The 26,620-nt window shown below is 71.0% G+C and carries 32 protein-coding genes and 2 pseudogenes; 2 read left to right on the forward strand and 32 right to left on the reverse strand.

Annotated features, from left to right (window positions below):
* Positions 1–124 precede the first annotated feature (124 nt).
* The gene (locus HB370_RS37695) at positions 125–361 is read right to left on the reverse strand and encodes a DUF397 domain-containing protein (protein ID WP_348273513.1); all 237 of its coding nucleotides are present in this window, start codon (positions 359–361) and stop codon (positions 125–127) included.
* A 540-nt stretch (positions 362–901) separates the two neighbouring features.
* Here HB370_RS37695 and HB370_RS37700 point away from each other — a divergent pair.
* A complete protein-coding gene (locus HB370_RS37700) occupies positions 902–1,150 on the forward strand; it encodes a hypothetical protein (RefSeq protein WP_030795188.1) in 249 nt (82 codons plus the stop codon).
* Positions 1,151–1,271: 121 nt separating this feature from the next.
* On the opposite strand, the pseudogene HB370_RS37705 reads toward HB370_RS37700, so the two are convergent.
* The 27 genes and pseudogenes from HB370_RS37705 to HB370_RS37835 form a co-directional block, all read right to left on the reverse strand.
* Positions 1,272–1,424, reverse strand: a pseudogene (locus tag HB370_RS37705) (IS5/IS1182 family transposase); the annotation flags it as partial.
* A gap of 28 nt (positions 1,425–1,452) precedes the next feature.
* On the reverse strand, positions 1,453–2,829 hold the full coding sequence (locus HB370_RS37710; RefSeq protein ID WP_037703496.1) for a DUF317 domain-containing protein: 1,377 nt from the start codon (positions 2,827–2,829) through the stop codon (positions 1,453–1,455).
* 65 nt (positions 2,830–2,894) lie between these two features.
* Positions 2,895–4,073 (reverse strand): DnaB-like helicase N-terminal domain-containing protein, encoded by a 1,179-nt coding sequence (locus HB370_RS37715; RefSeq protein WP_030795182.1) that lies wholly within the window; start codon positions 4,071–4,073, stop codon positions 2,895–2,897.
* Positions 4,073–5,344: a DNA cytosine methyltransferase gene (locus HB370_RS37720; RefSeq protein WP_030795179.1), complete on the reverse strand. Its 1,272-nt coding sequence runs from the start codon at positions 5,342–5,344 to the stop codon at positions 4,073–4,075. The genes HB370_RS37715 and HB370_RS37720 overlap by 1 nt, the downstream gene beginning before the upstream one ends.
* A 263-nt stretch (positions 5,345–5,607) precedes the next feature.
* A complete protein-coding gene (locus HB370_RS37725; RefSeq protein WP_030795176.1) occupies positions 5,608–6,189 on the reverse strand; it encodes a hypothetical protein in 582 nt (193 codons plus the stop codon).
* A gap of 46 nt (positions 6,190–6,235) precedes the next feature.
* Positions 6,236–7,101, reverse strand: a pseudogene (locus HB370_RS37730) (hypothetical protein).
* 100 nt (positions 7,102–7,201) lie between these two features.
* Entirely contained in the window at positions 7,202–8,038 is an 837-nt protein-coding gene (locus tag HB370_RS37735; RefSeq protein ID WP_030795170.1) for a hypothetical protein, read from the reverse strand.
* Positions 8,038–8,544, reverse strand: a complete 507-nt coding sequence (locus HB370_RS37740; RefSeq protein ID WP_030795167.1) for a hypothetical protein — start codon at positions 8,542–8,544, stop codon at positions 8,038–8,040. Before HB370_RS37740 ends, HB370_RS37735 begins: the two co-directional genes overlap by 1 nt.
* A gap of 24 nt (positions 8,545–8,568) precedes the next feature.
* Complete coding sequence (locus HB370_RS37745) at positions 8,569–9,378, reverse strand: hypothetical protein (RefSeq protein ID WP_051816322.1); 810 nt, start codon at positions 9,376–9,378, stop codon at positions 8,569–8,571.
* Between the two features lie 2 nt (positions 9,379–9,380).
* Positions 9,381–10,127 (reverse strand): DUF317 domain-containing protein, encoded by a 747-nt coding sequence (locus HB370_RS37750; RefSeq protein ID WP_030795162.1) that lies wholly within the window; start codon positions 10,125–10,127, stop codon positions 9,381–9,383.
* Positions 10,124–10,810, reverse strand: coding sequence for a hypothetical protein (locus HB370_RS37755; RefSeq protein WP_030795159.1), 687 nt, complete (start codon positions 10,808–10,810; stop codon positions 10,124–10,126). Before HB370_RS37755 ends, HB370_RS37750 begins: the two co-directional genes overlap by 4 nt.
* Before the next feature lie 169 nt (positions 10,811–10,979).
* Complete coding sequence (locus HB370_RS37760; protein WP_244406076.1) at positions 10,980–11,573, reverse strand: hypothetical protein; 594 nt, start codon at positions 11,571–11,573, stop codon at positions 10,980–10,982.
* 103 nt (positions 11,574–11,676) lie between these two features.
* The gene (locus tag HB370_RS37765; protein ID WP_030795153.1) at positions 11,677–12,135 is read right to left on the reverse strand and encodes an XF1762 family protein; all 459 of its coding nucleotides are present in this window, start codon (positions 12,133–12,135) and stop codon (positions 11,677–11,679) included.
* Positions 12,132–13,922 carry a type IV secretory system conjugative DNA transfer family protein gene (locus tag HB370_RS37770; RefSeq protein WP_167513085.1) on the reverse strand — a complete coding sequence of 597 codons (1,791 nt, stop codon included), beginning with the start codon at positions 13,920–13,922 and terminating at the stop codon, positions 12,132–12,134. Before HB370_RS37770 ends, HB370_RS37765 begins: the two co-directional genes overlap by 4 nt.
* A gap of 40 nt (positions 13,923–13,962) precedes the next feature.
* Positions 13,963–14,742: a DUF317 domain-containing protein gene (locus tag HB370_RS37775; protein ID WP_348273514.1), complete on the reverse strand. Its 780-nt coding sequence runs from the start codon at positions 14,740–14,742 to the stop codon at positions 13,963–13,965.
* On the reverse strand, positions 14,739–15,053 hold the full coding sequence (locus HB370_RS42250; RefSeq protein ID WP_244406077.1) for a hypothetical protein: 315 nt from the start codon (positions 15,051–15,053) through the stop codon (positions 14,739–14,741). The genes HB370_RS37775 and HB370_RS42250 overlap by 4 nt, the downstream gene beginning before the upstream one ends.
* Positions 15,054–15,327: 274 nt before the next feature.
* A complete protein-coding gene (locus HB370_RS37785; protein ID WP_030795142.1) occupies positions 15,328–16,140 on the reverse strand; it encodes a DUF317 domain-containing protein in 813 nt (270 codons plus the stop codon).
* A 70-nt stretch (positions 16,141–16,210) separates the two neighbouring features.
* Positions 16,211–16,564: a hypothetical protein gene (locus tag HB370_RS37790; protein WP_030795140.1), complete on the reverse strand. Its 354-nt coding sequence runs from the start codon at positions 16,562–16,564 to the stop codon at positions 16,211–16,213.
* Between the two features lie 128 nt (positions 16,565–16,692).
* Positions 16,693–17,502, reverse strand: coding sequence for a DUF317 domain-containing protein (locus HB370_RS37795; RefSeq protein ID WP_244405809.1), 810 nt, complete (start codon positions 17,500–17,502; stop codon positions 16,693–16,695).
* A gap of 124 nt (positions 17,503–17,626) precedes the next feature.
* Entirely contained in the window at positions 17,627–18,427 is an 801-nt protein-coding gene (locus HB370_RS37800; protein ID WP_030795136.1) for a DUF317 domain-containing protein, read from the reverse strand.
* The gene (locus HB370_RS37805; protein WP_030795134.1) at positions 18,424–18,807 is read right to left on the reverse strand and encodes a hypothetical protein; all 384 of its coding nucleotides are present in this window, start codon (positions 18,805–18,807) and stop codon (positions 18,424–18,426) included. The genes HB370_RS37800 and HB370_RS37805 overlap by 4 nt, the downstream gene beginning before the upstream one ends.
* Positions 18,808–18,835: 28 nt before the next feature.
* Entirely contained in the window at positions 18,836–18,988 is a 153-nt protein-coding gene (locus HB370_RS37810; protein WP_157855695.1) for a hypothetical protein, read from the reverse strand.
* Between the two features lie 20 nt (positions 18,989–19,008).
* Entirely contained in the window at positions 19,009–19,659 is a 651-nt protein-coding gene (locus HB370_RS37815) for a hypothetical protein (protein WP_030795131.1), read from the reverse strand.
* Positions 19,656–20,414 (reverse strand): hypothetical protein, encoded by a 759-nt coding sequence (locus tag HB370_RS37820; protein ID WP_030795128.1) that lies wholly within the window; start codon positions 20,412–20,414, stop codon positions 19,656–19,658. Before HB370_RS37820 ends, HB370_RS37815 begins: the two co-directional genes overlap by 4 nt.
* A gap of 43 nt (positions 20,415–20,457) precedes the next feature.
* A complete protein-coding gene (locus HB370_RS37825; RefSeq protein WP_030795125.1) occupies positions 20,458–21,153 on the reverse strand; it encodes a hypothetical protein in 696 nt (231 codons plus the stop codon).
* A gap of 15 nt (positions 21,154–21,168) precedes the next feature.
* On the reverse strand, positions 21,169–22,023 hold the full coding sequence (locus tag HB370_RS37830; protein WP_037703493.1) for a relaxase/mobilization nuclease: 855 nt from the start codon (positions 22,021–22,023) through the stop codon (positions 21,169–21,171).
* Positions 22,024–22,124: 101 nt separating this feature from the next.
* A complete protein-coding gene (locus HB370_RS37835) occupies positions 22,125–22,565 on the reverse strand; it encodes a hypothetical protein (RefSeq protein WP_030795119.1) in 441 nt (146 codons plus the stop codon).
* 355 nt (positions 22,566–22,920) lie between these two features.
* On the opposite strand from HB370_RS37835, the gene HB370_RS37840 reads away from it, so the two are divergent.
* Positions 22,921–23,916, forward strand: a complete 996-nt coding sequence (locus HB370_RS37840; protein WP_030795116.1) for a hypothetical protein — start codon at positions 22,921–22,923, stop codon at positions 23,914–23,916.
* A gap of 158 nt (positions 23,917–24,074) precedes the next feature.
* Here the strand turns inward: HB370_RS37840 and HB370_RS37845 are convergent, their stop codons facing one another.
* The 4 genes from HB370_RS37845 to HB370_RS37860 form a co-directional block, all read right to left on the reverse strand.
* A complete protein-coding gene (locus HB370_RS37845; protein WP_030795113.1) occupies positions 24,075–24,572 on the reverse strand; it encodes a hypothetical protein in 498 nt (165 codons plus the stop codon).
* 62 nt (positions 24,573–24,634) lie between these two features.
* The gene (locus HB370_RS37850; protein WP_037703491.1) at positions 24,635–25,741 is read right to left on the reverse strand and encodes a hypothetical protein; all 1,107 of its coding nucleotides are present in this window, start codon (positions 25,739–25,741) and stop codon (positions 24,635–24,637) included.
* 89 nt (positions 25,742–25,830) lie between these two features.
* The gene (locus HB370_RS37855) at positions 25,831–26,172 is read right to left on the reverse strand and encodes a hypothetical protein (RefSeq protein ID WP_030795110.1); all 342 of its coding nucleotides are present in this window, start codon (positions 26,170–26,172) and stop codon (positions 25,831–25,833) included.
* Positions 26,169–26,618 (reverse strand): hypothetical protein, encoded by a 450-nt coding sequence (locus HB370_RS37860; RefSeq protein WP_030795108.1) that lies wholly within the window; start codon positions 26,616–26,618, stop codon positions 26,169–26,171. Before HB370_RS37860 ends, HB370_RS37855 begins: the two co-directional genes overlap by 4 nt.
* Positions 26,619–26,620 lie beyond the last annotated feature (2 nt).

Genomic DNA, 26,620 nt, shown 5'->3' on the forward strand with positions numbered 1-26,620 from the left:
CTGCAATTGCGCGCCTCACATGATGGACTGACAGTCTTGGTGGTTCCAGAGCAGGCGCGATTCTTTGATGTGATCTCGGTCGGCAAGGCCACCTCGACGTGCGCGAGGTGGCCGAATCGCCATCTCAGGCTTGGCCGGCGCCCATGTGACCGCCCTTCAGTGCGGAGACGAACGTCGTCATGGTGCGCCACCCCACCGAGACCACTGGCCCTTGGCGGTCTTTGGAGTCACGGAGGGCCACCGAGTTGCCCAACTCGGCCAGCTCGACGCAGTCGCCATTGCTGCCGCTGTACGAACTCTTCCTCCAAGAAACCTTCGCGCCTTTATGTCCGACTCGCACAGGGTTCGGCTGATCCATCATGCTACCTCCGCGTCCCACGCTTCCCCCTTACAGACATGCAATTGCATGACTGTGATTCGGTAGGAGTATCACCGCTCCCCGTGACGGTTATGCCCTGGCACGGAAGAGATTCGAGGCCAAGGAAGCGTGCTACGCGCAACTGCACGTGGTCGCCAACTTCTTTCCATACCGCCGCACCGGCCTGACTGCCGGACTCAATAGCCTGGGCGCGAACAAAGAAATATTCGGTGGACATGTGTTCGTTGAATATAGAGAGGGGTCTTGACCTGGGCAGATGTCGGATCTCCGAGGTGCGCTGGGCGTCGGAAAGACACGAGGCGTCGTTGCTGGCTCGCGTATGCAGAAGGCGTGGACGCCATTTAGCGAAGGCGCACAGCATGGCGGGGCGCACGAGGCGCGCAAAACCCGTGATGGAAGGGGCCGTTGGGCGCTCTACTGTCTGAGTCAGCTGATCAGCTGATTAGCCGCAGGGCCCTGGCTGCACAGTGTCGCGGCCGTCGCCAGGGTCCTGCGTTCACTCCGACCGAAGGAGATACGCCTATGACGCCCTCGTTCGACCGCAAAGGCGGCAAGCTAAGCGTGCCCGCCCGTGCAAAAGAGGCTAGCAGCCGCCTCCGGGACGTTGTCTGTTCGATCTGCCTTACCGACCAGGTGGCTCTGGTCGCGCAGACGTTTGGCGTAGTTCTGTCGTTGCAGGAGCCGCCAGCGTCGTCGGAAGATCACATTACGGCGGTGCTGAGTCTGATCACTCACGGCTACCAGCTCTACCGGACGCTCAAGGAGAGTTAGCAGCGCCAGTCGGCCACCCTCGGTACGGGGGGCGGGCCTCATCCTTATGAGCTGGGGTGAGCCACCCGTCCAAGTGCACGCGCCCCGACTAGCTGCACTGCACAAGGAAGTCTGGACGGGGCGTCTTCATGCGGGCGAAGGTGTGTTCGACGCGAGCGCGGACATGTTTGTGGGACGTGTTGTGCGCTTCCTTCCAGGTGGGCAGTTCCTGAGCCTTTCTGCGGCGGTGTGGCATGACCAGTCCGGTGCCGGGATAGCCGCCGTTGGCGATCGTCGTGTACGGGACCGCCCTTAGGGATCGGTCAGCGTCGGCGGGGAGCTGGTGGCTGGTGAGGGGTTTGAGGTGGGAGGGCGGGTGCGCTCTGGGTCACCCGTTTCGTCGGCTGACGCATTCCGATTCCCTCGGCGAGTTCTCCGGTGAGGTGGGAGAGCAGGGCGGCGGGGGTGTAGGTGGAGGCGTGGATGGCCCAGGTGGGGCGGTCGGGGTTCTGTCCTGCCCACAGGGTCCAGGTGGGGAGGTAGTGGCCGGGGTTCTGGGCGGCGAAGGCGTCGAATTGCACGCCGGCGTCTTTCTGGGGGGTTTCCCAGCGGATCCATCGTCCGTCCACCGTGTGGTTCCATCCGGCGTCGGTGAGGGGGCGGGTGGCTTCGGTGACGGTCTTGTCCGTGATGGGGCTGCCAGCGACTGTTTCCCATGTGTCTGTGTCGTCCAGCTGGTCCAGCAGGGCCTTCAGCACGGGGGCGGGCGCGGTGTCGGTCGCGGTGAGATGCCACATGCGTTCGGACACGGGTGTTTCGTACGCGGCCACGGTCCAGGACGTCTCCCGGGGGTCTGCTTCGTGGACGCGTTCGATGCGCAGGGTCTGGGACTCGTGGATGGCGTGGGTGGTGTCGTCGGACCAGGTGCGCCACTTTTGCCACTCGCCGTGTGCGGTGAGGAACTCCTCCAGTAGGGCGTCGTGGTCGCCGGGGTCGGCGGCGTACGCCGGCACGACTTCTGGTTCGGGGGCGGGCTCGGGCTGGGCCGCCGGCGATTCCGTGCCGGTGTCCGGTGTGCCGAGGAAGGTGCGGGCTTGGGCGGTCTGGCGCTCGGTGTCGGTCAGGGGTGCGGGGCCGGGGCGCATGCTGTCGCCGTGGACGCGTTCGAACGTGGTGAGGGCCTGGGCGGGGGAGTCGAAGGTGTCGGCGATCTGCCGCAGGTGGTTCTCTCCGTGGAGGTAGACGCTCTTGCCTGTATCGAGGTAGGTGCCGACCGCGACGGTGGTGTGGCCGTCGTGGGCGTGGGCGTGGATGAGGAGCCGGCCGTGCCGGATGTCGTCGTAGAGCTTCTGCGCTTGTTCGGAGACCTCCCGGATCTCGGACCGGGTGAGCCAGGGCATGGGGTAGTCGGCCCAGGTCCACTCCTCGTGGATGGCCTTGCGGAGCCGGTCGCTGATCTGGGTGGGGATCCCGGCCGCGTGGAGTTTGTCGGCGGTTTCGTTGGCCCAGTAGGGCTCCGCGTGGTCGATACGGACCAGGACGAGCGTGTTCTCGGCGGCGTTCTCCCAGCCGTCGGCCAGGAGGATGGCCAGGGCGCGATCGGCTTCGGTGCCGGTGCCGGTGACGGTCGCGGTCACGGCGCTGGGGTGGGTGGGGTGGGTGTCGAGGCGGACGTGGGCGTCGAGGGCAGGTTCGGTCACGTGGGGTGTGCTCTTTCTGCCGGTGGCCGGACCCGGTCGGGGCCCGTCCACCGGCATGGTCGGGGTCAGCGTGTGAGGCGGCCGGCGGAGGCTGCCGTGGTGGGGGCGGGGCCGGTGCGCCGGGCCGCCGGGGTCGTGCGGGGCGGGGGGCCGGTTGCTGGGGAGGTGGCTTGCTGCCAGCGGGTGCGGATGGCCGTCAGTTCGGCGAGGGCGCGGCGGCTGCCGACCACGAGCTGGTAGGGGCTGTTGGCCGGGTCGTCGCTGAAGGTTTCGATGCGGCGGCCGGCGTGGTGGGCGGTGGCGAGGACGGACCGGCGCAGGATCCGCTCGCCGAGGTAGGGCGCGGACACGTCCGGCCGGGTGAGGAAACCGAGCACCTCCCGTGGGTCATCGACACCGTTCAGGACACCGCGCTGCTGGGCCTGCCAGAGGACGGTCACGGGATCGACGGGGGCGCGCTGGCGCACCAGTGTGGTCAGGCACTGCCAGAGTCCGGCGTGCAGGGGGAGGGTGAAGTCCTCTTCCGTCAGCCAGTGCATCTGCTCGATCTCGGCTGGCCGTGCGGTGGCTGTGGCGAGCAGCAGCCGCTCCTCCTGGGCGGCCTCTTCACCATCGGGAGGGGGTTCCTGCGGGGGTAGGGGGGTGCGGGGCAGGGAGCCGGAGTGCGGCGGGAAGACGGCGGCGACGTCGTCCACGACACCGGCGAGGGCGTCGGCTTCGGCCAGGGTGCTCGGCACGGGGTGGGGGAGCGAGGTGTCCCGCGCGGTGTGCGTCAGGCGCTGGGCGGCCTTGTGCAGGCGGCGGCGGGCGTGCTCGGCTTGGATGATCCGCGTGTACGCGGGCGCGTGCCGGGGGGTGGGGCATGCGCTGATGAGGGTGTGCAGGTGGGCGGCGGTCAGCCCGCGGGCCTGCCTACGGGCGGCGGTGAGCACCTTGCCCAGCCAGGCGATGTGCTCGGCGTGCTCGCCCGGGCCGGGGGCGGCGGGCCGTGCACGCAGGGCGGCGAGCGCGGCGGCGTGATCGGGGGGCTCGACGGGGGCGGGGGCCGGCAGGGCTTGGATCGCGGCGAACACCGCGGCGTGCGCCGGGGTGGTGAACGCGTCGGGGCTGATGCCGGTCATGTCGGGCAGGCGGTGCGGTTCGGACAGGAGGGCGCCGAGCAGGGCCTGTTCGGCGAAGTAGCCCGGCGGCGACGGTGTGCTGGTGCCGGGGCCGTCCTTGTGCGGGTGGGTGGTGCGGGGCATCAGGCTGCGAGGGTGAAGTCGTCGGGGCGGAAGGGGACGTTGAGGTGGGGGGCGAGGAGGTGGGCGGCGAGCCGGGGCGGGACGGCGTTGCCGATCTGGGAGAACTGCTGGCCCTTGTTGCCCTGCCAGGGGTAGTCGGCCGGGAAGGACTGCAGGATGCCCGCCTCCCGGGCGGTGATCTTGATCGGCTCGGGTACCACCATGGTCTTGCCCGCGGTGTCGCCGGGGCTGGGGGTGGCGGGTTCGGCGACCCAGGTGCACTCGTTCGCGCGGTGCCCGAAGAACAGCGTCCCGGCCGGCTCCCGGACCGACCGGACGGTGGCGTTGGTCTGGTTGTTGCTGCGCAGGGACCAGACCCAGCGGTGTGCTTCGGCGGTGAACGTCGGCGCCGGACGGTCGGAGGGCCGGGCGGAGCCGGGCCGGGCGGCCCAGGCTGGCCCTTCACGACGGGATCGCAGGACGGCTCCGCCCGGGTGGGGAGTCCAGGTGCCGCGGTCACGGGCATCGGCGAGGGTCTTGCGGGAGCCGGAGGGGAAGGGCTCGGGGCCGCCTCCCGGGCCCCCGCCGGCACACACGGTGGGCACCGGGCCGTCGGTCCGGCCCCACCCCAGGGCCTCGGCCATCGACACCCACCGGGCGCGGCCGGGCCCGAACAGCGACTCCGGCTCGGCGACCTGGGCGTGCGTGGGCGGCGGAGGCCCGGCGGTACGCACCCGGGAGGCGAGCAGAATCGCCCGGCGGCGGGTCTGGGGGACTCCGTAGTCGGCCGAGTTGAGGATCCCGGTCCACACCGAAAACCCCCAGGTGCGCAGGATGGCGGCGTACTGCCGCCACAGGGGCAGGACGTCGGGGACCTCCTCCATGGCTACCCACTCCGGCTCGCCCACCGCGTTCAGGGCGTGCAGGTAGCGCATGGGCTCGGCGGCGAGCAGGGAACGCGGGTCGGCGCACGCGGCCAGGAGCTGGTCGCGGGTGTCGCGGCCAGCGGCGAGGTCGGCGACGGCCTGGTGGACGAGGGGCTGATCGACCAGGCCCAGGCGCTTGCCGGCCATCGACCACGCCTGGCACGGCGGGGAGGCGATCAGCCCCAGGACACGTCCGGAGAAGATCCATGCCGGGTAGCGGGCGACATCCGTCTGCACCGTCAACTGCCCGGCGCAGGCCCGGGTTTTGCAGGCCCAGGTGTCCCACTCCAGGCCGACGTCCCGGGCCCCGAGGAGGGAGAGGGCGTGGCTCCAGCCGCCGGGGCCGGCGAACAGGTCGAGGATGATCCGCCTCACGCGGTCACCCCGAAGTCGTTCCGGATGTGCCGCAACTGCACGGTTGTATGGACTGGGCGGGATATGGCGGATTGAGGCAGGGGCTGGCCTTTCAACTTGGGCAGCAACGGACAGAGTTGGGTCGAGAACTTCGATCCCGTGTGCGTCCGTGGGTCTGAGTGGGTCAGGGTGTCGCCGAGGTGGCCTGGAGCACCCGCGGTCAGGCTCCCGTTTCCGTAGCTGAGCGCGGGGTCGGCCATTCAAGGGTGGGCACGTCAGCGGCTTTTCACTGCGCGCGGTGCCGCGGCGGAGGGCGGTGTGGCGGGCGCGGGGTTGGCCTGTGCGGAGTTGACGGGGCGGGGCGTGCGGGCGGGGGTGGCGGCTTGTACGCGAGCGGGTGGGTGCGCCAACTCGACCGCTGCTGCCTGCAGCTCATCGGCTGCGACTTCGAGTGCCTCGTCGGCAGCGTCACGACAGCCGGTAATGATCTCGTTGACGTACCGGAGCTGGCGTTCCAAGTCCGAGGGGCTGTTGTGATACCTGGGGTAGGTGGTGAAGTTGAAGAACGTTACTTCGGCCTGCAGGCGGCCGAGTTCGGTCATGGCCTCACCGAGCGGGACGAGGGCAGCGCTGTACACCACTACTGCCTTCTTCGCGTCCGCGGAAGACAGGCCCAGGCGGTGGCTGACCTGGTCACTGACAGCGGTGAGGATTCCGGCCAGGGAGTGCACCTGCGCGGTGACGCTGTCCAGGTCTGGGATGGCGGGAGCCGGCGGCAGGGCGCGCAGCTGGAATCGGAGGCGTTCGATCTGGCCGGCCATGTCATAGAGGGCCAGGGCCTGGGTGATGCTGGTCATGATCAGTGCTCTCGGGCATTCGGTCCGGCGGATGGGGCGGGTGTGGTCACGCGGTGAGGTCGAAATCGCTCCGCACGGGGTCGCCTGACCGGCAGGCCCACGGGGAGCAGCCGTCCACCACCCCGTTCTCCAGGTCCTCCACCACCGCGGTGCGGTCATCGATCTCCTGCTGGCGGGCGGCCCACTCGGCCGCCGTGACGTGGTCGATCGGCGCCTCGCTGAGCGGGACTCGGGAGCGGTGGAGGAACGCCTGCCCGAGCAGCCGGGTGCCGGAGGCGTTCGCGCGGGCGTTGCCCGCCCGGATCGCCGCGTCGAACTCCACGACGTCACGCCACTCCTCGGGGTTTTCCCGGATGTGCCGCCACTGCGCGTTGCCGTGGTACGGGCAGCCCAGGCAACTGGACTTCGGGGTGTCGGCGAGGCCGAGCGAGGTGAGGTAGCGCAGGCAGTCGCTGCGCGACCAGCCCAGGTCGATCAGGGGGTGGCGGTTGCGCATGTAGCGGACGTCGGCGTCCTTGGCGCGGTGGAACTCGTCGGTGGAGATGCCCACCCACTGCTCGACGAAGACGTCCTTCGGGACGCGCTGCGGGTGGGGGTAGCCGAGCAGTTCACGGACTTGTCGTTTGATCGGTTTTATCTTGTATTCCCCGGTGCACTGGCGCCGGGTCATGCCCGGCCTGCCGTCCTGGTTGAGGATGTACAGGGGCATGGACGCGAAGCGATGGTTCGGGTCGAGGGCGTCGTTGCGGATGTTGCCGGAGGAGACCCGCAGGACGGGTATCCCGGCGGGAGCGGCGATCTCCTTCTCCGCCGGTCCAGGTGCTGGTAGACGGCGCGGGGCTCCCAGCCGGTGTCGGCGAAGATGGCGTAATCGGCCTTCGGGAGAACGCCGTTGGCGGACAGGGCGAGCAGGGTGCTGGACTGGACGCCGGCACCGAGCGAGATGCAGATGAGCGTGGGCGAAGCGGGAATCAGGGACTTCCTTGCGGGAACGAGGCAGCAACGGGACGCGTCAGCGGCGGGCGCGGGCGGTGCTGACCGTGGCCGGGGCGGGGACCGGGCTGGCCACGGGTGGGCTGGGGATGTGGGGGGTGTCGATGACCGTGCTCAGGACGCAGGTGCCGAGGGTGGTCAGGCGTACGCGGTCGCGTGAGGGACCACCGGGGAAAAGCGGGGGCACGGTCGTGGACTGGCGCTCCACCAGGCCCTGGGCTTCCAGGTGGCGCAGGACGTCGACGGGCACCGGCACGCTGTGGCCGTAAGCGCGCTGACCGTATTGATCGGTGACGGCAACGTGGCCCTGGGCGACTTCGAGCAGAGCACCCCGCTGGGCCGCATCCAGGCCGGGGACCGTGGTGGTGCTGCGCGCCCGCTGGGGCAGCCTGGCGGCGATCTGCGCGGCGGAGGCGACGATGGTCGCCGGTGCGAGGGCGGTCAGTTCACGGGCCAGCCGCAGGTACTGGCCGAACCCGCGACGCGGATCAGGGTGTGCCGGGCCGGCGTCGTCGGCGGGCCGGGCTTGCCGGGCGGCGGTGAGGTAGCGCGTGGCGCCGCCGGCCAGGTAGGCGGTCTGCTTCAGCCGGACGACGGCGCTGGTGACCGGCTCGACGGCCGGCAGGGACTGCTGTCGTACCGCCTTGATGCCGGCAAGGGTCTCCCGCTCCAGACGGTGGGAGGAGGACACGTAGGCATCCTCGGGGAGTGGTGCGCGGCCGGCGAACAGCATGTCGATCGCGTCGTTGTGCTGGGTGTAGAGGTCGGCGAGTGCCAGCAGCCGTTCCACGGGCGTCAGCGCGGCGGGTGCGGCCACGTCGAACAGCGGGGTGTCGGGGTCGGGCGGTGTCGTCATCAGTGGCGGGGCTTGGCGGCGGGTGGGGCCGGAACGGACGGGGGTGCTGCCGGCGCGGCTTGCCCGCCGGGCGGCAGGGACGTGCTCAGACAGGTACGGGCGTCCGACAGAGCGAGCAGGGCGTCATGGACCTGCTTGGTGAGCTGGCTCAGCGCGTCAAAGACGTCAAGCCGTTTGGCACTTCGGGCATCGGACTTGCTCAGGGCGATGACGGGGGCCAGCGCCAGGGTGTAGTGGGCGGTGGCGCGGCCGAGGTGAGCGGCTGCCCGGCCGAGCGGCTCGACGCGTTCCTGGTCCGCGGGATCGGCGTGCTCGCAGGCGAGCCCGAAGTGGGCATCGCCGACCGCTCGGGCTGTCAGGTGACAGAGCAGGTCGATGTGCCGCAGCACGGTGAACACGCCGTGGGGCGAAGCGGCGACCGGGTGGTGGAGCAGGTCGGCGATCACGGCGTCGATCGCTTCCGCCATCGTCATGTCGTCCAGGTCGGTCGGCTTGTAGGTGTGCAAAAAGGCGGGGTTCCTCGGGAGGGCTTAGCGGGTTGCCGACCGGGTCACGGCGGCCTTGGCCGTGGGAGGGATGGCCGCGGGCGGGGCGGAACGAGGCTGGCCCAGGTTGGCGAGGGTTGCGGCCAGGGCCTGGCAGCCCTCCGGGGTGAGGTGGGGCCGCTCGTCGTGCATCCACAGCGCGCAGGGCTCCCGTTGCACCAGGCCACGGCTTTCCAGGGAACGGATCGTGGTGATGGCCATTCGCCCGGTGCCACGCTCGACCAGGACCCCGTGCTGGTCGAGGGTGACTCGGCCGGCGGCGACGGCTTCGAGCGCCGCCCGCTGCGTGGGTGACAGGGCCGGCGGCGGCCGGAAGGCGCCGGGGTGCTGTTGGCGCAGTTCGCGGGCGAGGAGACCGGCGGCGGCCAGGCAGTCCTCGGCGCCGAGCGAGGTCAGCTGTTCGGCCAGGCGGGAGTGTCTTGCGGCCTGCGCCGTCTGCGCGGCGGGCGGAGCCGTTGCCGGTCCCTGCCCGGGGTGGTGGGAGACGGTGTGGGACAGCAGGTCGACCGCGTCGATGAGGTGGTCGGCGGCGACCACGGCCAGCGTGGCGAGCTGCGTCATCCGGACGATGGCGCGTTCGACGTCCGGTGAGTGGTGGAGCCCTGGCGCCGTACTGATGGCGTCGCGCGCATCGAGCGCGCCCCGGGCCAGGGCCTGGGTGACCGGGATGTGCTCGGCTGCCGCCCCGGTCGCGTAGGCGGTGTGTGCCGAGTTGATGCGGGTGAGGACGTCGCGGTGCCGGGTGAAGTCGGCACCCAGGAGCAGAAGGCGTTCGGGCAGAGGAAGGTCGGGCAAGGTCATCGTTTCTGGGGTCGGCCGGCAGACGCGCGGGCTGCCTGCGCGGCGGCGTGGTGGACGTGAGGGCTGACGGCGGCTGCGGCCAGGGGGGTGATCAGCGCACCCGAGCCGTGTTGGACGAGGTAGGGCAGGTCCTTGAAGAGCCGTTCGACCGGTGCCGGGTCGGCCAGGTGGACGAAGAATTGCCGGGCCAGCTCCTTGGGGGCGTCGCGGCTGAGGGTCGCGGTCCATTCCGTGTCGAACCCGTCGTACAGCGAGTGCGTGAACCGCCAGGGCAGCTCACCGCCCGGCTCGTAGGTCAGGACGCAGTGCCCGTCGGGGGAGGCGTAGACCGTGGTGGTCTCGGTCCGGGTGGTGGTCCAGCCGTTGAGGGCGGCGGTCTGGTTCAGGGTGCTGGTGGTGAGGGGGATGCGGTCGGCGTGCCGGGCGTCGCCGAGGAGCTGGGGCAGGGTCTGGGCGACGGCGGCGATGGCCTCGATGGGGGTCTGCCGGGAGAACCGGGCCGTCCAGGAGGGGTCGTGGTGGCGGATGGTCCACCACGAGCCGTCGAACCGGGTCGGTTCGAAGTCGAGGAAGGCACTGCCGCAGGGACTGTCGAGGCGGATGTGCCCGCTGGCCGGGTCGTGGTCGTAGGACCAGTCGAACAGGTGGATCAGGGGGCCGAGTGCGTCGGCGATCCGGGTTCCGGACCCGGCCAGGTACCGGGGGGAGACGAGCACGAGGTCCTCGGGCGCGAACGTGGTCATCGCCGCCGCCCGGCCGTAGAGGAGGCAGAGGGAGCGGGCCGGGCCGGTGCTGACGGTGGCGTCCGCGAGGACCGCTGGGTGTCCAGGACCAGCTGTCCGGCGGCGGTGACCGAGACGTCCTGGCCGCCGAGCGAGGAGTCCCGCTCCTGGACGCGGACGAGCCGGTTCTTCGCCAGGACGTGGAACGGCTTGCTGTGGATGGTGCTGCCGTTACCGGCCCGGATCGTCTCCCGGCCCCCGCGCAGCGAACGCCACAAGCGGGCACCGTCCTGGGCGATGGCCTCCAGCGCCGTGTACTGGCCGCGGGTGAGCTGAGGCAGCGGCGGCATGTGCTGCGGATGCCGGATGAGATCCCGGACGATGCCGGAGGCGGCGTACTGGCAGCCCGTCGCGCAGACATCCAGCTGGTGGGCGGCATCGGCGACGATGTCCGCCAGCCGGGCACGGGTCTTGGCGTCCTGGGCCTGCCGGGCGGCGGCGTCCGGGAGCGGCTCGCCGGAGAACCCGGTCGCGTCCAGCGGGTTGTCGGACACCGCTTCGGCGAGGTCGAGGGCGGCCAGGCAGGCCGCTTCCACGGCGGTGCTCAAACACTTCAGGGAGGCGCGGCTGCCGGGGACGACGGTGTACTGGCTGCCGTCGAGGACGGCCAACTGCTGCAGGGTACGGCCGGTCAGCTCGTGCACCTGGGCGATGGCCGGGACGAGCTGCTTCAGCAGCTCGCTGCCCGGTTCCGTCTTCAGGCGGGTGACGCTGGTCTTGAGGGCGTCGAAGTCCGCGCCGAGCCGGCGCAGACCGTCGACGGTTTCGAGGAGATCGATCTGGCGGGTGGTGATGGTCGGGCTCCAGAGAGGGTCATCGGGATCGGCGCGGTGCCGGTTCCGCGCCGGGGCGGCCGGGGATGGTGGCGGAAGGACGTGGGGATGAGGCCGGGATCGCGTCGGGGGTGGGGATGCCCAGATCGACGCGGACGGTGATGCCGTAGGAGCAGGCGTGGGCCTCTGCCCGGACCACCGCGCCCAGGAGATGGGCCATGCCCAGCGGCGTGGCCGGCTGGTAGGAGGTGCCGTCCGCCGAGCGGGCGAAGCCGTGCTGTTCCAGGATCAGTCGGGCCACTTCGGTGGTGGCGGTCGCGCTGAAGGTGGTGGAGGTGAGCGTGAAGCGGATGCCGGGATCCGGCCGGGACTCTTGTGGGTTTGCCCGGGTGGTCCAGGACAGGTCGACCAGGTCGTGGGTGTGGGCCAAAAGCCCGTACATCGCTATCCCGGCGTGCTCGTTGGCTTCCTCGGACGTGGTGGGCGCCAGCAGGTAGACCGTGCGGTCGTTGATCTTGCGGGCGGTGAATCCGGCACCGGTCAGTAGACTGTTGGCGCCGCGGATGGGGCGGTTGAGAACGACGAACGTATAGGCGTCATCGGTGGACCCGATGAACACGTCCGGGACGTTCACGAAGGACAAGGGATCTCCGGTGCGAGGTCAGGACTTGCTGATGAGCAGGAGGGGGAGGCCATGCTGGCGTGGGCAACGCCGAGGGTGCAGCGGTCGCACCGTCTTACGGGGCCTCCCACAGGAACCGGGCGATGTGGTCGTTGCCGTGATCGGTCCGGGGCCGGGAGGGGGTGTGCCATCCGGGCCGGGGCGGGCGGGCGGCGACGAGGCGCCATCCGGCGCCGCGCAGAGACGCGCCGCTCTCACCTTCCTGCGTGTAGGTGATCAGCCGGCGGTAACCGAGTGCCTTCGTTGCCCGCCATGAGGCCGCATACAGCAACGAGTTGGCGTTGCGTACCCCGTCGCTCGCGGTGCGGGTGACTTCCAGGGTGGCGTCATCGTCAAGGTGGCGGGCGACGGGGCGGCCGACGATCGCCACCGCCCGCAGGGTGCCGTTCTCGTCGGCGGCGCCGACGGCGAAGATCTGTCCGGCCGGGGGAGCGTGGTGGCGGTGCCAGGTCCGGACGAAGTCCTTGGCCTGGCGGGAGCGGACCGGTACCAAGTGCAGCCGGGGTGTGCTCATGCGGCCTGCCCGTAGTCGGCCTGGGCGGGGGTGTGTTTGGCGACGGCGCGGGCGGTGATGGCTTTGGAGGCGCGGGCGGAGGCGGCGGCCAGTTCGCCGGCGCCGGGCTCGGCGTACCAGGGGCGCAGGTCGAGCATGGCGGCGCGCATGCCGGTGGCGAAGAGCAGGGCGGTGCCCTTGGGCAGGGCGCGGATGGCGTCGGCGGGCAGGATCCGCTCCTGCCGCATGCTGACGGAGGTCGACTTCCCCGACTCGGACGTGGAGGTGGAGGTGGTGGCGACGTCGTGGTCGCCGATCAGCCGGGACAGCTTGTCCGCGAAGTCCGGGTCATCGATACCGGAGCCGATGACCTTGACGGTGGCGGCGGACCACATCGCGTCCATGCCCGCATCGCCCCAGACCTTCTGGCCCTGGCGGTAGGACTGCAGGATCGTGATCGGGATGATCCCGCGTGAGCCGAGGTGGCTGTACAGGTCGGGCAGGTCGCTGATCTTGCAGACGTTGGCGGCCTCGTCCAGGATCGCCAGCATCGGCGGGTCCAGACGTCCGCCGGCACGTTCGGCCTGGGCGGTCGCCGCCCGCATCACCGAGTCGGCGCACGCCGCGATCAGCGCGGAGGCGCCTCCGCCGCCGTCCTTCGACAGCAGGTAGAGGGTGTCGGTGGAGGTGACGAACTGCGACGGGCGGAACTCGGGGACGTCCTTCTGTGGGGTGACCCAGGCGGCGATCTCGCTGTTGAGGAGGGCGGCGGCGTACTGGCGGGCGGTCTCGTAGATGCCGTCGCGGGTCTCCGGCGGGCCTTCCACGGTGCCCTTGAGCTGGGCGGCGACGGCGGTGAACTGGTGGTCGCGCAGGATGTCGAGCGGGGTGCGGTCGGCGGGGAAGGCCAGCCACTGCATCACGTCGGTGATGGGCCGGTCATCGAGCGCGGCGGCGAGGAAGAGCTGGGAGAGGATGTTGGATCCGGCCTTGGACCAGAAGTCGCCCTGCTGGCTCGCGTCCACCGAGGCGGCGAGGAAGTGGCCGGCCAACCGCCCGGCACCGTCGAGGGTCTTGGCGTCGGCGAGCGGGTTCCACCACATCTCGCGGGCCGCGTGGGCAATTTGCTGCGGGTCCATCGACCACACCTGGCCGACACGTGCGCGGGCGTCCAGGGTGGCGGTGTAGGCGTCACCGGCCGCCTTGTTCGACGTCAGAAGGACTGGTCCGGGGGCGTTGAGGATGGACGGGATCGCCAGCGACGTCGTCTTACCCGAGCGCGGCGCCATGATGGCGACGGCCACGTCCTCGTACCCCATGCGGACCTCGTGCCGGGTGCCCTGGAGGTTGCCCAGGAGGATGCCGGTGTCCTTCGGCGCGATGTGCTTGGCGGTCTTCAGGCTCGGGCGCAGCGAGCGCGCCTTGTCGGTGATCGCCTTGGCCATCAGGGGCTCGATGTCCCTCGGCTTGGCCATCGCCGTGATCTTCTTCTTCCGGCCGCCGCCGTTGTTCTTGTACCGGGCCCACAGCAGGCTGGCCGTCGCGCCGAGGGCGAGCAGGACGGTGACGGGGACGATGCGGGCGCCGATCAGCAGGGACGTTTCACCAACGTTGGGCCAGAGCTGGTCGGGGTGGAGCAGGGCGGTGGTCGGCTGGTAGGGCGCCCAGGGGTGCCCGGTGAGGTAGGCGGTGAGGTTGCCGGACAGCCAGGCGAGGTGGGACAGGGGGACGACGACGGCGAGGATGCCCATGAGGAGACGGAAGGCGAGGTCGTAGCCGTCGGAGGTGTTGGTGGAGGCAGGGGGCAAAGGGCTGCGTGCTCCGGTGCGGGGGGGGGGGGGGGGGGGATCAGCGGGTGTGGCCGGGGTCGGCGGACGGCCGCCGGGGAAGGCCGGGTGGTGCCGTCGGGGTCTTGTGGCGGGCGGCGAGCGTGCGGACCCGGTCCTCCAGCACGAAGGCGATCTGGGAGGCCCGTACTTCGGCGCGGGTGTGGGTGACAAGGTGCGGGTCGCGGGTGGGGAGGCTGTCCACCGTGCTGATACGGGCGAGCGGGGTGGGGTCGGTGAGTGCGGTGGTGAACGCGGTGATCAGGTGCGGTGGGGTGTGCTCGCTGAAGTGGGCCTGCCATACCGGTCGCTGGGCTTGGTTCAGGGTGGTGGTCACCCACCAGGTGCCGGTCGCCTCGTGCAGGTCGACGCGTACCGTGCCGTCGGGGGAGGCGAGCCGGTTGTCCTGGGTCGTCGGTGACCAGCCCGCGTCGCGGAGCGGAGCCAAGGGGTCCCAGGCGTCTGCCACATCGCCGGTGGGGGCGGTGAGGGCGTCGGTGAACGCCGCGATGATCTCGACCGGGGTGCGGGCGCCGAAGCTGGCGTACCAGGCGGGCCGGTCGGGGCTGGCGGCGTGCTGGATGGTCCACCATGCGCTGTCCGGGTCGGGTTCCAGCCGCAGCAGTGCTTTCTGGTCGGGGCTGGAGAGGATGACGCGCGGCATGAGGGGGTCGTGGCCGTGGCTCCAGCCGCAGGCGCGGTGCAGGGGGACGGTGATCCAGGCGGGGTCACCGCCGCCGGCCAGATACCGCCGAGCGACGAAGTCGATCTCGACCGTCTGGGAGGACTCGTGCACGGTCACCTCCGCGCCATGGTGGTGTGGCCGGTGGCCGGGGCCGGTCGCGCGGCCGGTGGTCGGGACCAGGAGGTAGGGGGGCGCTTCACGGCCGTGTTGATCTCACCGATGATGTGGCCGTGGGTGGCCCAGTCGTCCAGGTAGCTCCAGCACTCGGCGTGGTGTTCGGCGAGCGCGGTCTCGAAGGCTTCGGTGCCGCGCGGGAGGCTGTCCTGGGTGGCGTGCCACTCCTCTTCCAGTGCGTCGAGGCGGTCGAGTGCGTCTCGTAGGACGCCGAGCTGGTGGATCCAGCGGGTCTGCGCGCGGTCGGCGGGCACTAGGGGCAACTGGTTTTCGGCGCTTTCCAGCAGGTGCCGGGCGCCGGCACGTACCTCCTCGAACGCCGCGGCGGTCTCGGCGTCTCGGCGGCTCTGGCGCAGGCCGTAGGCGTGGTCGTCGTACGGCCAGCCGTCGAGGTCGGTGTGCAGGTCGGAGTACGAGTTCCAGGCGTCGAGGATCCTCTTGGCCTCGCCGATGTACCGGTCGAGGCGGCGCAGGAACTCACGCTGGGCGTTGGGGTCGGGGGAAATGAGCGAGGTGCCTTTCGGTAGGTCAGCGGCGTGCGGCCGGGCGTGGGGCGGAAGCGATGGCGGCCGGTACGCCGGGTGTGCTCTGCGCGGCAGCGCGGCGGGATTTGCGGGCGGCGGCGCGCACCGCTTTGAGCCGTGCGGCGTGCTCGGTGGCGAGTTTCTCGGCCTGCGGACCGCGCTCTTCCTGGGTGACCAGGTGGAGGTGCGGGACGTCGGCCCGGGCTCGCTGGACGGGTTCGTCACTGGCCAGGGCCTTGGTGAAGGCGGCGAGCAGGTGCGGGGGCATGCGGTCCTCAAGCCAGCCAGTCCATACCCGGTCGTGCCGCTCGGTGGTGGCTTCGGCGAGCCAGTGGAAGCCCAGGGCCTCGTCGGCGAGGCGGCGTAGGCGCAGGTGTCCGTCGGGGTGGGAGGCGTCTTCGTTGCCGTGTTCGTCGTGCTGGTAGTACCAGCCGGCCGCAGTGAGCTGGGACCAGATGTCCTCGGTGTGCTCGGGTACGGGTTCGAGCAGAGCGTCGGTGAGGGCGCCAAGGATCTCCACAGGCGTGTTCGCACCGAACTCGCTGTACCAGCTGAGCTGTTCGTGCTGTCCGTGGATGCGCCACCATCTCCCGTACGGTCCCGGCTGGGGCTCCAGCACCAGGCTGTGACTCCGGTCGGGGCTGGCCAGGACGACGTGGGGGAAGTCCGGGTCGGAGAGGTTGTGCCATCCCGCGGCCCGCAGGGTCTGGGTGATCCGGCGGGGATCACCGCCGCCGGCCAGATACCGAGGGCGGGTCTCGAACCAGATCAGGCCGTACGGGTCGTTGGCGCGGGTGGGGATGTACGGCCGTGTCACCACCGCGCTCCGGGGCGGATGTCGTCCAGCGCCGCATCGGTGCCGTCGCCGGGTGCCGGGCGGGTCGGCCTCATCGCTCGTCCTGCGGCGTGGCGCTGTGGGTGAAGTGCTGGTGCAGGCGGGGGAGGTCCCAGTGCAGGACGTGCCAGTCGGTGGCCTCCTGGGCGGCTTCGCGCAGGCCGTCGATGATCAGGCGTATCTCGTCGGTTTCCGGGAGGCCGGACTGGTCGGATGCCAGGCGGGCGGCGTCGCGCAGGATGTCACCGAGCAGGACCGGAACACCGGTGTCCTTGTCCAAAAGCGGTTCGAGCAGCGGCAGTGCGTCGGTGACCGGCGGATCGCCGCGCAGATACTCCTTGACGTCGGCGAGGGTGCTGGTCGTCTGGGCGATCTGGCTGGGGTCGGGGGTGGAGAAAGCGGGCAAGGCTGCCCTCCTTCCGAGAGGGGAAGCGGTGGTTCGCCGTGCGGTATCCGTGACCGGGCGAAGAAGCGCGGGCTCAGCCGGTCCGGCCGAGCCGAGCCGGGTTGGGGTGAAGGTGCCCGCTCACAAGATCAGCGCCGGGGAGCCGGACGTGCGGCGGCCGATGGTCCCGGGACGGCTGCGGCTGTGGTGCTGTGCCGTCGGGCCGCGCGGGCGAGGGCGCGCAGGGTGTTCAGGCGCGTCTTGTGGGCTTCGATGATCTGCTCCGGTGTGACCGTGCTGCGCTGCTGGGTGACGCTGTGGTGGGCGGTGCGCTCGTACAAGCCGCGCTGAAGCGGGGCGGCGTCGGCGAGCGCGGTGACGAACGCCGTGACGAGGTGGACGGGGGTGCCGGCATCGAAGTGGGCGTGCCAGATGCGAGAGCCAGGGCGGTCGGGGTCGGATACCTCTACGTGCCAGGCCGCCCGGGAGTCGTCGGGCCGGTCGGCGTGCCGTTCGATGCGGCAGGTCGCATCCGGTGAACTGGCCGCTCCTCGGGCGTCGATCAGCCATCCGGCGGGATCCAGCACGTCGAGGGGGGTGCTGTGCCGCTGTGGTGGAGGGGCGATGAGGGCGTCGGTGAAGGCGCCGAGGATTTCGGCGGGCACGAGTTCGCCGAACCCGGCGGCCCAGCTCCGTTCGGTCTCGGTGGCCTCGGCCCACAGCCGCCACCAGGCGGACATCCCGTTCCCTGGCGTGAAGTCCAGGCGGTAACGGTGGTCGGGGCTGGTGAGGACGAGCTGGGTGCTGAGCGGGTCGGAGGTGCGTTTCCACCCGGCGGCGGCCAGACCGTGGGTGACGTGCCGGGCGTCACCAGGGCCGGCGAGGTGCCGCGGGCTGGCGTCGAAGGGGATGCGCCACTCGTGCGTCCTGGCGAACTGCGCGAGCTGCTGTTCGCTCACCGGCACGAGCCGCACCCCGGCTCACTCGGCTGGCGCAGGTACTCGGTGAGGCGGGACAGGGTCCCGCGAACGGTGCGGATGTCATCCGGGGTGAGGTCGGGCACGAAACTCCAGGGAGGGGTGGTCAGCGGCGCACGTGAAAGGCGCCGGTCTTCGCGTGCGGCCGGGCAGTGGTGGGGCGGGGGCCGCGCGCCGAGTTGCGGGCCCAGGCGGCGGCACGTGCGGCGGCGATGCGGGCCTGCTGCCAGGCGCCGAGCTGGGAGGGCAAGACGGACACGGAGGTGGTCTGGATTTTGCTGCTGTGCGGGACACGCCCGCGTGGTCGCATCACCGGCTCAGGTGAGGCCAGCGCCGTGGAGAACGCCTGCACGAGATGCAGGGGGGTGCTCGCGGAGAACTGCGCGGTCCAGCCGTTGCCCTGCTCGTCCCGCGCGCCCGACCACCACATCGCGTTGCCCTCACCGTCCTGACGGAAGTGCAGCCACGCCGCTTCGTCGGGGCTGGTGGCGGTGTAGTGCCGGCCCTCGGCCCGCGCCACCCAGTCCTGCTGGGCCAGGGGCGCCCAGACGTTGGGGGCGTGCGCGGAGCGGGGCTGGGTCAGTGCGTCGGTAAGCCCGGCGATGATCTCCACCGGAGTCTGCCGGCCGAACAGCGCCCACCACTCGGCCTGCTCCCCGCGCGCCCTGGCCTGGATCATCCAGCCGCCCGGCTGGACGTAGGGGTCGTAGGACAGGCGGATCGCACGGTCCGCGCTCTCCATGACCAACGGCCCGCCGTTCCTGGACTTGTGCTGCCAGCCCGAGGCACGCAGAAATTCAGAGACATGCCGGATGTCCCCGCCGCCGGCCAGCGCCCGCGGCTGGATGAGGTAGTGCTGCTCGGCCTGCTCGCTAGGCCCCCAGCCCGGCCAACGCCTCTTCCTCACCGGTGCCGCCTCGCCACCAGCGGCGCGGGCGATGCGGGCCGGGCCTCCGCGGTACCGGCCGGTGCGCCTGCCCGGCCGAGCGTGTCCTTGTGCTCGTCGAGGTCGACGCCGATGCTGTGCAGCTCGTTCGCGGCCCGGCCCAGGGCCAGACACACCTCCGGCGGTAGCTCGCCGCGCTCGGCCTGGTCCCTGGCGATACGGGCCCCGGTCTCCACCAGCTGGGTGAAGTTGCCCAGGAGGCTGTCGTCCGGGTGGAGGGTGTACGCGATGAGGTTCAGGGCCTGGTCGGCGGGCAACTGGTCGAGAACGCGGGACAACTGCCGCATCCGCAGACCGATCTGGTCGGCCAGCACCATGATGCGCGGGATGGAGTGGGGCATGCTCCTCCAAGAGCGTGAGATCGAACGGTCAGCGGCGGCTGGTCCGGTGGGCTTCGCTGAGAGCGGTCTCGGGGCGCGCGCCGGCCAGCAGGCAGGTGCGGTCGGGGCCGGTTGGCGTGCAGGCGCGCAGGTAGCGGCGGAAGAGTGCGGTCGCCAGGCGAGGTGTGAGGTGCCGGCTCATCGGCGGGGGTGTGCGGGGTGTTACGGAATCCTCCGGTGATCGACGGGCATGGTCGGTAGCCGTGGTGCCGGGCTCGGCGTTTTTACGGCGGAGTCGGGCGGTGCGGGGGTGCGGGCGATTTGGTTACGGAGCCGAAGGATCTGGTCGGCGGCCCGCGAGAGCGCATCGGCTGTGTTCATGAGCTGCGCGACCGGTTGCGGGTCCGCGCCGCCGGCGAAGGACCCGACGCACAGGACTGCCACGGCCTGCCGGATGAGTGGCAGCAGTCCCTCGCCAGGACCGGCGATCTCGGTCAGCAATGCCGCCTGCTCCTGGGCGTCTGACGTATCACCGGCCCGTTGTGACAGCTGGACGAGGTACCGCAGCGCGGTTTCCCGGTCGCCGTCCGATACGGCTAGGTCGTTCAGGAACGGGTCGAGGTGAACGCTGTATCCGGCGGCGAGCAGGGCATGCGAGGCGGCCATGGCCCTGCGGCGTTGCTCCTGAACGGGCAGGTGGTGGGGAAGACGGTGGTAGGTGCCACGGGGGCCGGGGGCGTCGAGGAAGCCCGCTCGCTGAAGAATCCCGGCCGCCTGGTCGGCGCCGCCCAGGGCGAGGACCAGCCCGGTCCGCGGGTCCTTGGTGATGGTGACGTAGTCCAGGACGTGGAAGTCGGGTTCGGCGTGCTTCACCGGGACCGGGCCGCCGAGGCGCGGGGCGCGGCCGGGGCCGGCGGGGAGGACGGCGCGGTGGCGGTCGGGGTGATCCGGCCCGAGGGGTGCTGGAGCGCGGTGGCGATGCCGTGGGCGCGCAGCTGCCGGCCGGCCTTGCGGACGGCACGGGCCTGCTCGACGGTGTCGTCGCCGGGCAGCCGGTAGATGCCGGTCTGCTCCGGCTGGACGAAGCCGTTGGCCACCAGCACGTTCGCGGCCGTTTCCCCGATGGGGGCGGCGGCGAGGCTGCCGTCCGGCTGCCAGGTCAGCACGAGACGGTCCGGCTGCGAGGGCACGATGGCGTCGAGGGCGTTGTGGCGGACCTGGGCGAGGGCGGCCTCGTAACGGGGGAGCAGGTCGGTGGCGACCTGCTCGGCACCGAGGAAGGGATCGTCCGCCACCGCGATCCCGTTCGGCTCGGCCACCCCGCGGTACGCCTCGTCGGGCAACTCGCGCGGGGCGATGGCGGCGATGAGGAAGCCGCCGAGTTCGTCGTACCGGTCGATGACGAGGAGCTGGGCGCCGTCCGGCCGGGACAGGACGGCCGCCTGCCGCAGCGGGTGCTCGGCGAGGGAATCGGCGACGAGGTCTAGGTCCCAGATCCGCTCGTCCAGGGCGGCGAGGGCCTTTCGGTGTCCGGCGGGGTGGTGGGTGCTGCTCCAGGCGCCGGGCAGTTCGCCGGCCAGGACGTCGGCGAAGGAGGCGAGGCGTTCGGAGTTTTCGTGGTCGTGCATAAGGTCCTTGAGCGAGAAGAGCGGGGGGAGGGGGGTGGGATGTTCAGCGGCGCGGTCCGCCGGCCACGGGCGGTGGAGGGACGGGAAGGGCGCGCGGCGGGGGCGGGCAGGCACACACGGCGGACCGTTCGCGCTCCCCGGCGGGGACTTCCTGGGTGCACTCGGTGCGGCCGGGGTGCGGGGCGTGCTGGTCGGCGAGGTCGTTGCGGGTGTGGACGAGGTCGGTGTGGATCACGCGCAGGTTCTCCTCGGCCAGGTAGCGCAGCCGCCGCGCGGTGTACGGGGCCGAGTCCGTGCCGAGACCGTCGTGGAACTCGGCTGCGGCGATGAGGATGTGACCGACGGCGTCGAGGATGCCGTCGCAGGGGGCGGTCAGCTCCGTCAGGATCTCGGCGGCCTCACCGGTGCTGGTCGCCTGCCGGATGCGCTCGGCGAGGTGGGCGACCGACGCACCCAGCACCTGCCACCGGAGGGGGCGGTGACTGGTGTCGAAGTCGGCATCGCAGTCGACGTGGTAGCCGGCCGCGCGTAGCCGGGCCACCGCCTCGGTGGCGAGCCCGGTCTCTTCGTCCCGTGGAAGGCCGATGGGTGCCCGGTGGTAGGTCTCGTGCAGGCGGTGGACGGGTACGAAGCCCGCGCGTTGCAGGATGCTGTGGGCTTCCAGGTCGCCGTCGCGGGCGAGGACTTCCTCGGAGTCCGGGTCGCGGCAGATAGTCAGGTAGCGGTCGGACAGAGGCAAAGGGAAGCGTTTCTCCTACAGTGAGTGCCCGCCCGCGACATGGGCAGCGGGCACAACGGGGACTGCCGGCACCCGGCCGGGGCGGGCGGTCAGACGGGTGGCGGTGGTGTCGAGATCCTGCTGGATGCGGTGCAGGCGGTGGGCGATCAGCTCCAGACGGTGCCCGATGTCGGGGCCGGCGCCGGGCTGGAGCGCGGCCCGGTGCGCGGTGTGCTCGACCAGGGCGCGCACGGCGGCCAGCGGACCGGACCGCTCGTCGGTGAGCTGAGCGAGAACGCCGGCCAGCTGTGAGGACGCATCCGGGACTGACCCGGTCAGGCACCGGCGGCCGGGTGCAGCGGCAGGAGCGATCAAGCGCAGGTCCTGCTCGATGCGCCGGGCCTCCGCCGCCAGCCGTTTCAGCAGACCGGTGGGCAGATTCTGCCAGGCGCCGTCCAGCCGGATGAGGTTGGCGATCACATCCAGGCGCCCGGGCTGCGCCTGGATGGCGATCCACCGGCAGCCGGCCGTGTCCCCGGGGTTCTGGAATCCTGCCGCGCGAGCGAAACGGTGGGCGATTTCGGACCACTCCGCACCGTTCAGGCGGCGGTCATCGGGGTGGAGCCGGACAGAGAGGTGGACGACGGCCATCCGGTCATCGGCGGGGCCGGCGGCGAACGGGTGCTCCAGCAGCGGATCTTCGAGGTGCTCGGCCCACTGGGCGGCCGTCCACGCCGAGGTTTCGCCGTCCAGGAGGTAGGCGTCCAGGGCCGGCCAGTAGGCGACCACCGTGTCCTTCGTCAGCACCTCCTCCGTGCTCACCACGCGCCCCAGGGCTTCGCCGAGCGGTCCGTGCGGGGTGCCGGAGGGTTCGTTGAGACGGGGAATCATGCTGGTACGGCTCCGGTGAAGGGACGGGGTACTGCTCGGTGACGGCCAGGGTCCGTACGTCCGCCACGGCGAGGGCGTGGCGGGGACGGCGGGGGCCAGCGTCACCGGCCGCTGCGGGCGTCGGCGATGTGGACGAGCTGGCCCAGGGCCGTGGTGGTGTACCAGCCGCAGTCGATGATGGCGTCGGCATGGCCGGCGTACTTCGGCAGCAGGTGGTCCTCCATGGCGCGCTGGAAGATCAGGCAGTCCGGGCAGCGCCGCGAGAGGTGCACCAGGTAGCGGGGGTGGGCGGTGATGAACGTCTGGGCACCGCCGTTGGGATCGCGCAGCCGCCAACCGTCCTCGTCGGTCGGGGTGTGCCAGGACGGGGCGACAACCCGCATCGCTTCCCCGCACAGCCGACCGCCGGCGACGCCCTTGATGACCATGACCTGGTCACCGGCCTCGAAGTGCCCGTGGGTGATGTCCCTGGCGGGCGTGAGCGGGTCGGGCGTCGGCGCGAAGGCGGGGGTGGACGGCGGGGTCCAGGGCGGTGGGAGCAAGGCGGATCCTTCCACGTGGTGCGTGTAGCGGCGGGAGGATCAATGGTCCGCACGAACGCCGGTTTGGCTAACCGGCGATCTGCGGCTATGTTGCGCCCGCTGCAGCGGGCGGAGTTCGCGACTTCGAACTCTGCGGCGTTCAGAGCCGAGCAGCCGCAGCTGTCAGCATCATGCGTTTACCCAACGCTCGGGCTCCACGGCGCTTGGGTCGCCCATGATACCCGCTACGGAGGCACTCGCGTGACGGGCACGGCCGAATACATGGCATATGCCAAAGTGTCTTGACTCCTCGAATGCGCACCTAAAGCTGCGCTACTTTCTAAAACCCCTTCGGTGGAGTGATGAGGAGTCCCAGGTGATTGAAGTCGGGGTCCTGGCGGTGACGGCGATCGGGATCGCGGGAGACTTCCTGGCCGGCGTGGCGCAGGATGTGGCCGCAAGCGCTGTAACCGATCTGGTACGGCAACGTTTGCAGTCGACAGAGGAGGGTGCCACGGCGCTGGCTCGTCTGGAGGAGGCCCCGCAGGATGCCAGTCGGCGTGTCGACGCCGCTGGGAGGCTCGCCGCTGCGTCGGAGGGTGACCCCTCATACGTTCAGGCCCTCAGCGACGCGGTGCAACTCCGCAGCCAGACCGTGATCCAGGGGACTGCCACCACTGGTGCGCCACATCATCAGGTCTACATCAACGGGGGAGGCGTTACCGGCAAGAACGCCCAAGTCGCGGGAGGCAATATCGACAGCTCGAAGCGGACGAACCGCTTCGGGATCGGAGGCTCCGCTTGGGTGCTCCTCTTGGTGGGTGGTGTAGTAGCTAGCGGGCTGATCTATGTGGCTTTGGGCGGTGGCAGCCATTCCGGTGCCCCGGGGGCTGGTGCCTTCGGGCCGGGTTACGGCACTTCTTTGGTAGGGGCCGCGCCGGGCGAGGACGGCGTACGTGAGACCTGGGCGGCGTACACAAAGGCTTGGTCGAACAAAGATGCCGTCACTGCCTGTGCCCTTCAGACTCCACAAGCGCGGATCCAGCTGGAGCAGAAGGTAGGTAAGTGTGAACGCTTCTTTGAAGAAGGATTTCAAGGTGCGGACGCTGAAACGCTGGGGGCTCCGGTAAACGGCACGGTTGAGCTATCCGATGTCACGGTGAAGGGACGTTCTGCGGAGCTTGTACTCCTTGACCGGGGGGCTCCGCAAGAGAGTGCGACCTACCTCTACATGGAGCGTTTCAGTGACCGGTGGAGGATTTCGCAGAACTTCCTTTACCGGGCCTTTCATGACTGCCCGAGCAGTCCCGAGGAGCTTGCTAAAATCCGCATCACCGGTGGTGACGAGAACTGCCTCGTCGGTGTCGGCTGACGGCCGTGCCGTGAGCCATGCCGAACCGGAGCATCGCAGCGTCGGCTCCACGGTGGAGCGCAATAGCATGCAAATGATGGCAGTTGGGCGTAAAAACGCTACCCGTAACTGATCAACGAGCGTGAGGGCCGCCGCCTTGGCTTCAGACCTGTGGATCATCAGTGGAACGGATTCTCCGTTCCACGGTCCTGCTCTGTTGCGGCGTCGAGGAGTTCGGGCAGGTCGGTGCCGTCGGAGTCGCGCTGGTCGATCCACCAGCCGGCCCGGGTGATGGTGCGGGCCTTTTCTTCCAGTTCGGCCCAGTCGGCGTCGTCCCAGGTGCCTTCGATGACGAGGGCGGTGTGGGCGGCGGTCATGAGCTGGTGGCGGGTGCGTTCGCCCCAGGCAAGGGCGCGTTCGGGGCCTTCCAGCGGGGGCATGTCGAACTGGGCGGCCCACTCGGCGGCGGCCCGCTGTTCCTCAGCGCGCTTGGCGGCGAGCCACTCCTCCTTGGAGGCGGTGTCGTTACTGCGGGCGGCCTTCCAGCAGTCGGTGCAGTCCCGTTCGCCGAGCCAGCGGGCGAACCCGGCGCGCCGGTCGGCGGCACGGTCGGACAGGTCGTGGACGACTTCGTGGCCGCAGGCATGTTCGACAGTCCACTTCGTGCGGACAGCCATAGATCATTCTCCTTCAGCAGGTCGTGGCGTGGGGGTAGGGGCCCGCCGAATTGCGGTGGGTACTACGCCCGGCGGGCGGTGGCCGTGCTGCGGGCCGGCGGTGCGGGGGGTGTGGTGCTCACTGCGGCGCGGGGCCGTGTCCGGGGTGGTGCCGGGGTGCGGTGTGGGGGCAGGACGCCGACGGTCGCGCCGAGATCCTCGGCCGCGTCGTGGACTTCCTGGGTGAGGAAGGCGAGTTGCCGGCCGAGCGCGGCGAGCCGGGCGCCGACCTGCTGGCCGCGGACGGTGTCCAGGGCGTAGGAGAAGCGGGCCGCGGTGTCGAGGAGGCGCTCCAGCCGGACGAGGGGGCCGGCGTCGTAGCCGGGCTGCGCGGCGGCGAGCAGGGCCTCGGAGACCTCGCCGGCGGTGCGGGCCTCGATGACGTCTTGGAGCAGCTCCTGTACGGGGCGCTCGGGCGTGGGCTCGGGCCGGTTGAAGCGGGAGGGGGCGTCCGGGCGCAGGACTCCGGGCGGGACCGCGCGGGGCAGGGCCCGGCCGGCGGCCAGTTCGTCGTCGTAGTGCCCGATGACCTCCCAGCCCGCCGCGGCATCCAGGTCGCCGGACAGGGCTATGACGGTGGAGGTGTCGTCCTGGACCAGGTAGGCGAGGGTGATGAGGCGGCCGTCGGCTGCGTACCAGGACTCGATCGGCTCCAGTTCACCCCGCCGTCGTGCGGCACGGGCCTGGTCGGTCCACCGGTGCTTGTCCTCGGCGGACAGTTCGGGGCCGGGGTGATGGTGCTGGTCGGCGAGGTCGGCCGCGATGGAGCCGTAATCGGCCCAGAAGGCCAGGTGCGGCCACACGGCAGCGTGCTGTTGACGTTGCTCGGTTGACCCCGGTCCGGCTGGGTGGGTCAGGGTGCGGGTGATCTCGGTGTGGGAGGTGGCGAGGGCGTCCAGTAGGTCACGCCAGGCTTCGGTGTGCGGGGCCGGGGGCTGGTGGTCGAGGCCGCTGCGGGCGGCGGTGAGCAGCTGCTGGCCGTGTTCGGCGAGATGGATGGCGTAGGTGGCGAGGGCGGCCTGGGTGCGGCGCGTCCGGGCGGCGGTGGCGGCGTCGTGGTGGACGGTGCGGCCGTAGCGGTCCCGGCTGGCGTCGAGGGCGGTCTCGGTCTCGCGGGCGATGACCGCCATCCGCAGCCGGTAATTCCGCGCCCGGTCGGCGAGTTGTGCCGCGCTGGGCGGGGTGGTGTCAGGGATCAGGTTCTCCCGGAGGAAGGGTTTCAGCGGCGCTGTGGCCTGCTGGGCGGTGCTTGGGCGGTCATGGCCGGCGGTCGTGCGGGCGTGGCCGGTTCGTCGGGCGGGGTGTAGCGCAGATCGGGGTCGAGGTGCACGCGGTAGCGGGCGGTGGAGAGCATGCCCGCTGCCCAGGTCGCGTGCCTGTTCTCCCAGTCGCGGCCGAGGTCGAACGGCAGCCGGACCCAGACCCGGCCGCGCAGGGCCGGCAGGAAGAGGAACCCCGCCCGGAGCAGCACCTCCTTGGCCACCGCGTCGATCCTTCCGCTGACTTCGACCTCGCCGCCCTGCCCGCGCGTGATGCGGATCGTCTCGTCGTCGGGTGTCATCGCGACCGTCCCGTGTGCAAGTGCACGGTCGGGGCGTAGGCGGGCTTCGACGGAATCGGCCGTGTGGCGGGTGTGGTGGTGGGCGGCGTGGCCTGGTGCTGCGGGGAGCGCACGGCCGCCGCCTGGGCGAGCCGGTTACGCCGCTCCAGCAGAGCGTGGGGCCGGGCCGGGCGTGCCGACCGCGACGGTGGGTCCGGGTCGAGGCGGAGGTCGGCGTCCACCGTGTAGCCCAGGGCCCGCAGGTCGTTGACGGCGTGGCGGGCACGGCGCGCACCGTCACGGCCGGGCTCGGTGAGCCGGAACAGCGTGGGATGGCCGGGGACGGGCTCGAACTGCTCGCGGGTGAGGAACCAGTGGCCCAGGTGGGCGGGCATGGTCGTGGTGAACGCGGCGACGAAGCCGTGCTCGGGGTGGGTGCCGAAGGCGAAGTGCGTGCCAGGGTCCAAGA

It is taken from the genome of Streptomyces sp. DSM 40868 (assembly GCF_011820545.1).
Taxonomy (GTDB): domain Bacteria; phylum Actinomycetota; class Actinomycetes; order Streptomycetales; family Streptomycetaceae; genus Streptomyces; species Streptomyces eurythermus.

Excerpts from the sequence above, each read along its gene's own strand:
- HB370_RS37855 (WP_030795110.1), bottom strand. The coding sequence starts at position 26,172 with ATGACACCCGACGACGAGACGATCCGCATCACGCGCGGGCAGGGCGGC.
- HB370_RS37805 (WP_030795134.1), bottom strand. The coding sequence starts at position 18,807 with ATGCCCCACTCCATCCCGCGCATCATGGTGCTGGCCGACCAGATCGGT.
- HB370_RS37845 (WP_030795113.1), bottom strand. The coding sequence starts at position 24,572 with ATGGCTGTCCGCACGAAGTGGACTGTCGAACATGCCTGCGGCCACGAA.
- HB370_RS37820 (WP_030795128.1), bottom strand. The coding sequence starts at position 20,414 with ATGCACGACCACGAAAACTCCGAACGCCTCGCCTCCTTCGCCGACGTC.
- HB370_RS37700 (WP_030795188.1), top strand. The coding sequence starts at position 902 with ATGACGCCCTCGTTCGACCGCAAAGGCGGCAAGCTAAGCGTGCCCGCC.
- HB370_RS37750 (WP_030795162.1), bottom strand. The coding sequence starts at position 10,127 with ATGACCACGTTCGCGCCCGAGGACCTCGTGCTCGTCTCCCCCCGGTAC.
- HB370_RS37735 (WP_030795170.1), bottom strand. The coding sequence starts at position 8,038 with ATGACGACACCGCCCGACCCCGACACCCCGCTGTTCGACGTGGCCGCA.
- HB370_RS37695 (WP_348273513.1), bottom strand. The coding sequence starts at position 361 with ATGATGGATCAGCCGAACCCTGTGCGAGTCGGACATAAAGGCGCGAAG.
- HB370_RS37765 (WP_030795153.1), bottom strand. The coding sequence starts at position 12,135 with ATGAGCACACCCCGGCTGCACTTGGTACCGGTCCGCTCCCGCCAGGCC.
- HB370_RS37830 (WP_037703493.1), bottom strand. The coding sequence starts at position 22,023 with ATGATTCCCCGTCTCAACGAACCCTCCGGCACCCCGCACGGACCGCTC.
- HB370_RS37715 (WP_030795182.1), bottom strand. The coding sequence starts at position 4,073 with ATGCCCCGCACCACCCACCCGCACAAGGACGGCCCCGGCACCAGCACA.
- HB370_RS37850 (WP_037703491.1), bottom strand. The coding sequence starts at position 25,741 with ATGGCGGTCATCGCCCGCGAGACCGAGACCGCCCTCGACGCCAGCCGG.
- HB370_RS37810 (WP_157855695.1), bottom strand. The coding sequence starts at position 18,988 with ATGAGCCGGCACCTCACACCTCGCCTGGCGACCGCACTCTTCCGCCGC.
- HB370_RS37725 (WP_030795176.1), bottom strand. The coding sequence starts at position 6,189 with ATGACCAGCATCACCCAGGCCCTGGCCCTCTATGACATGGCCGGCCAG.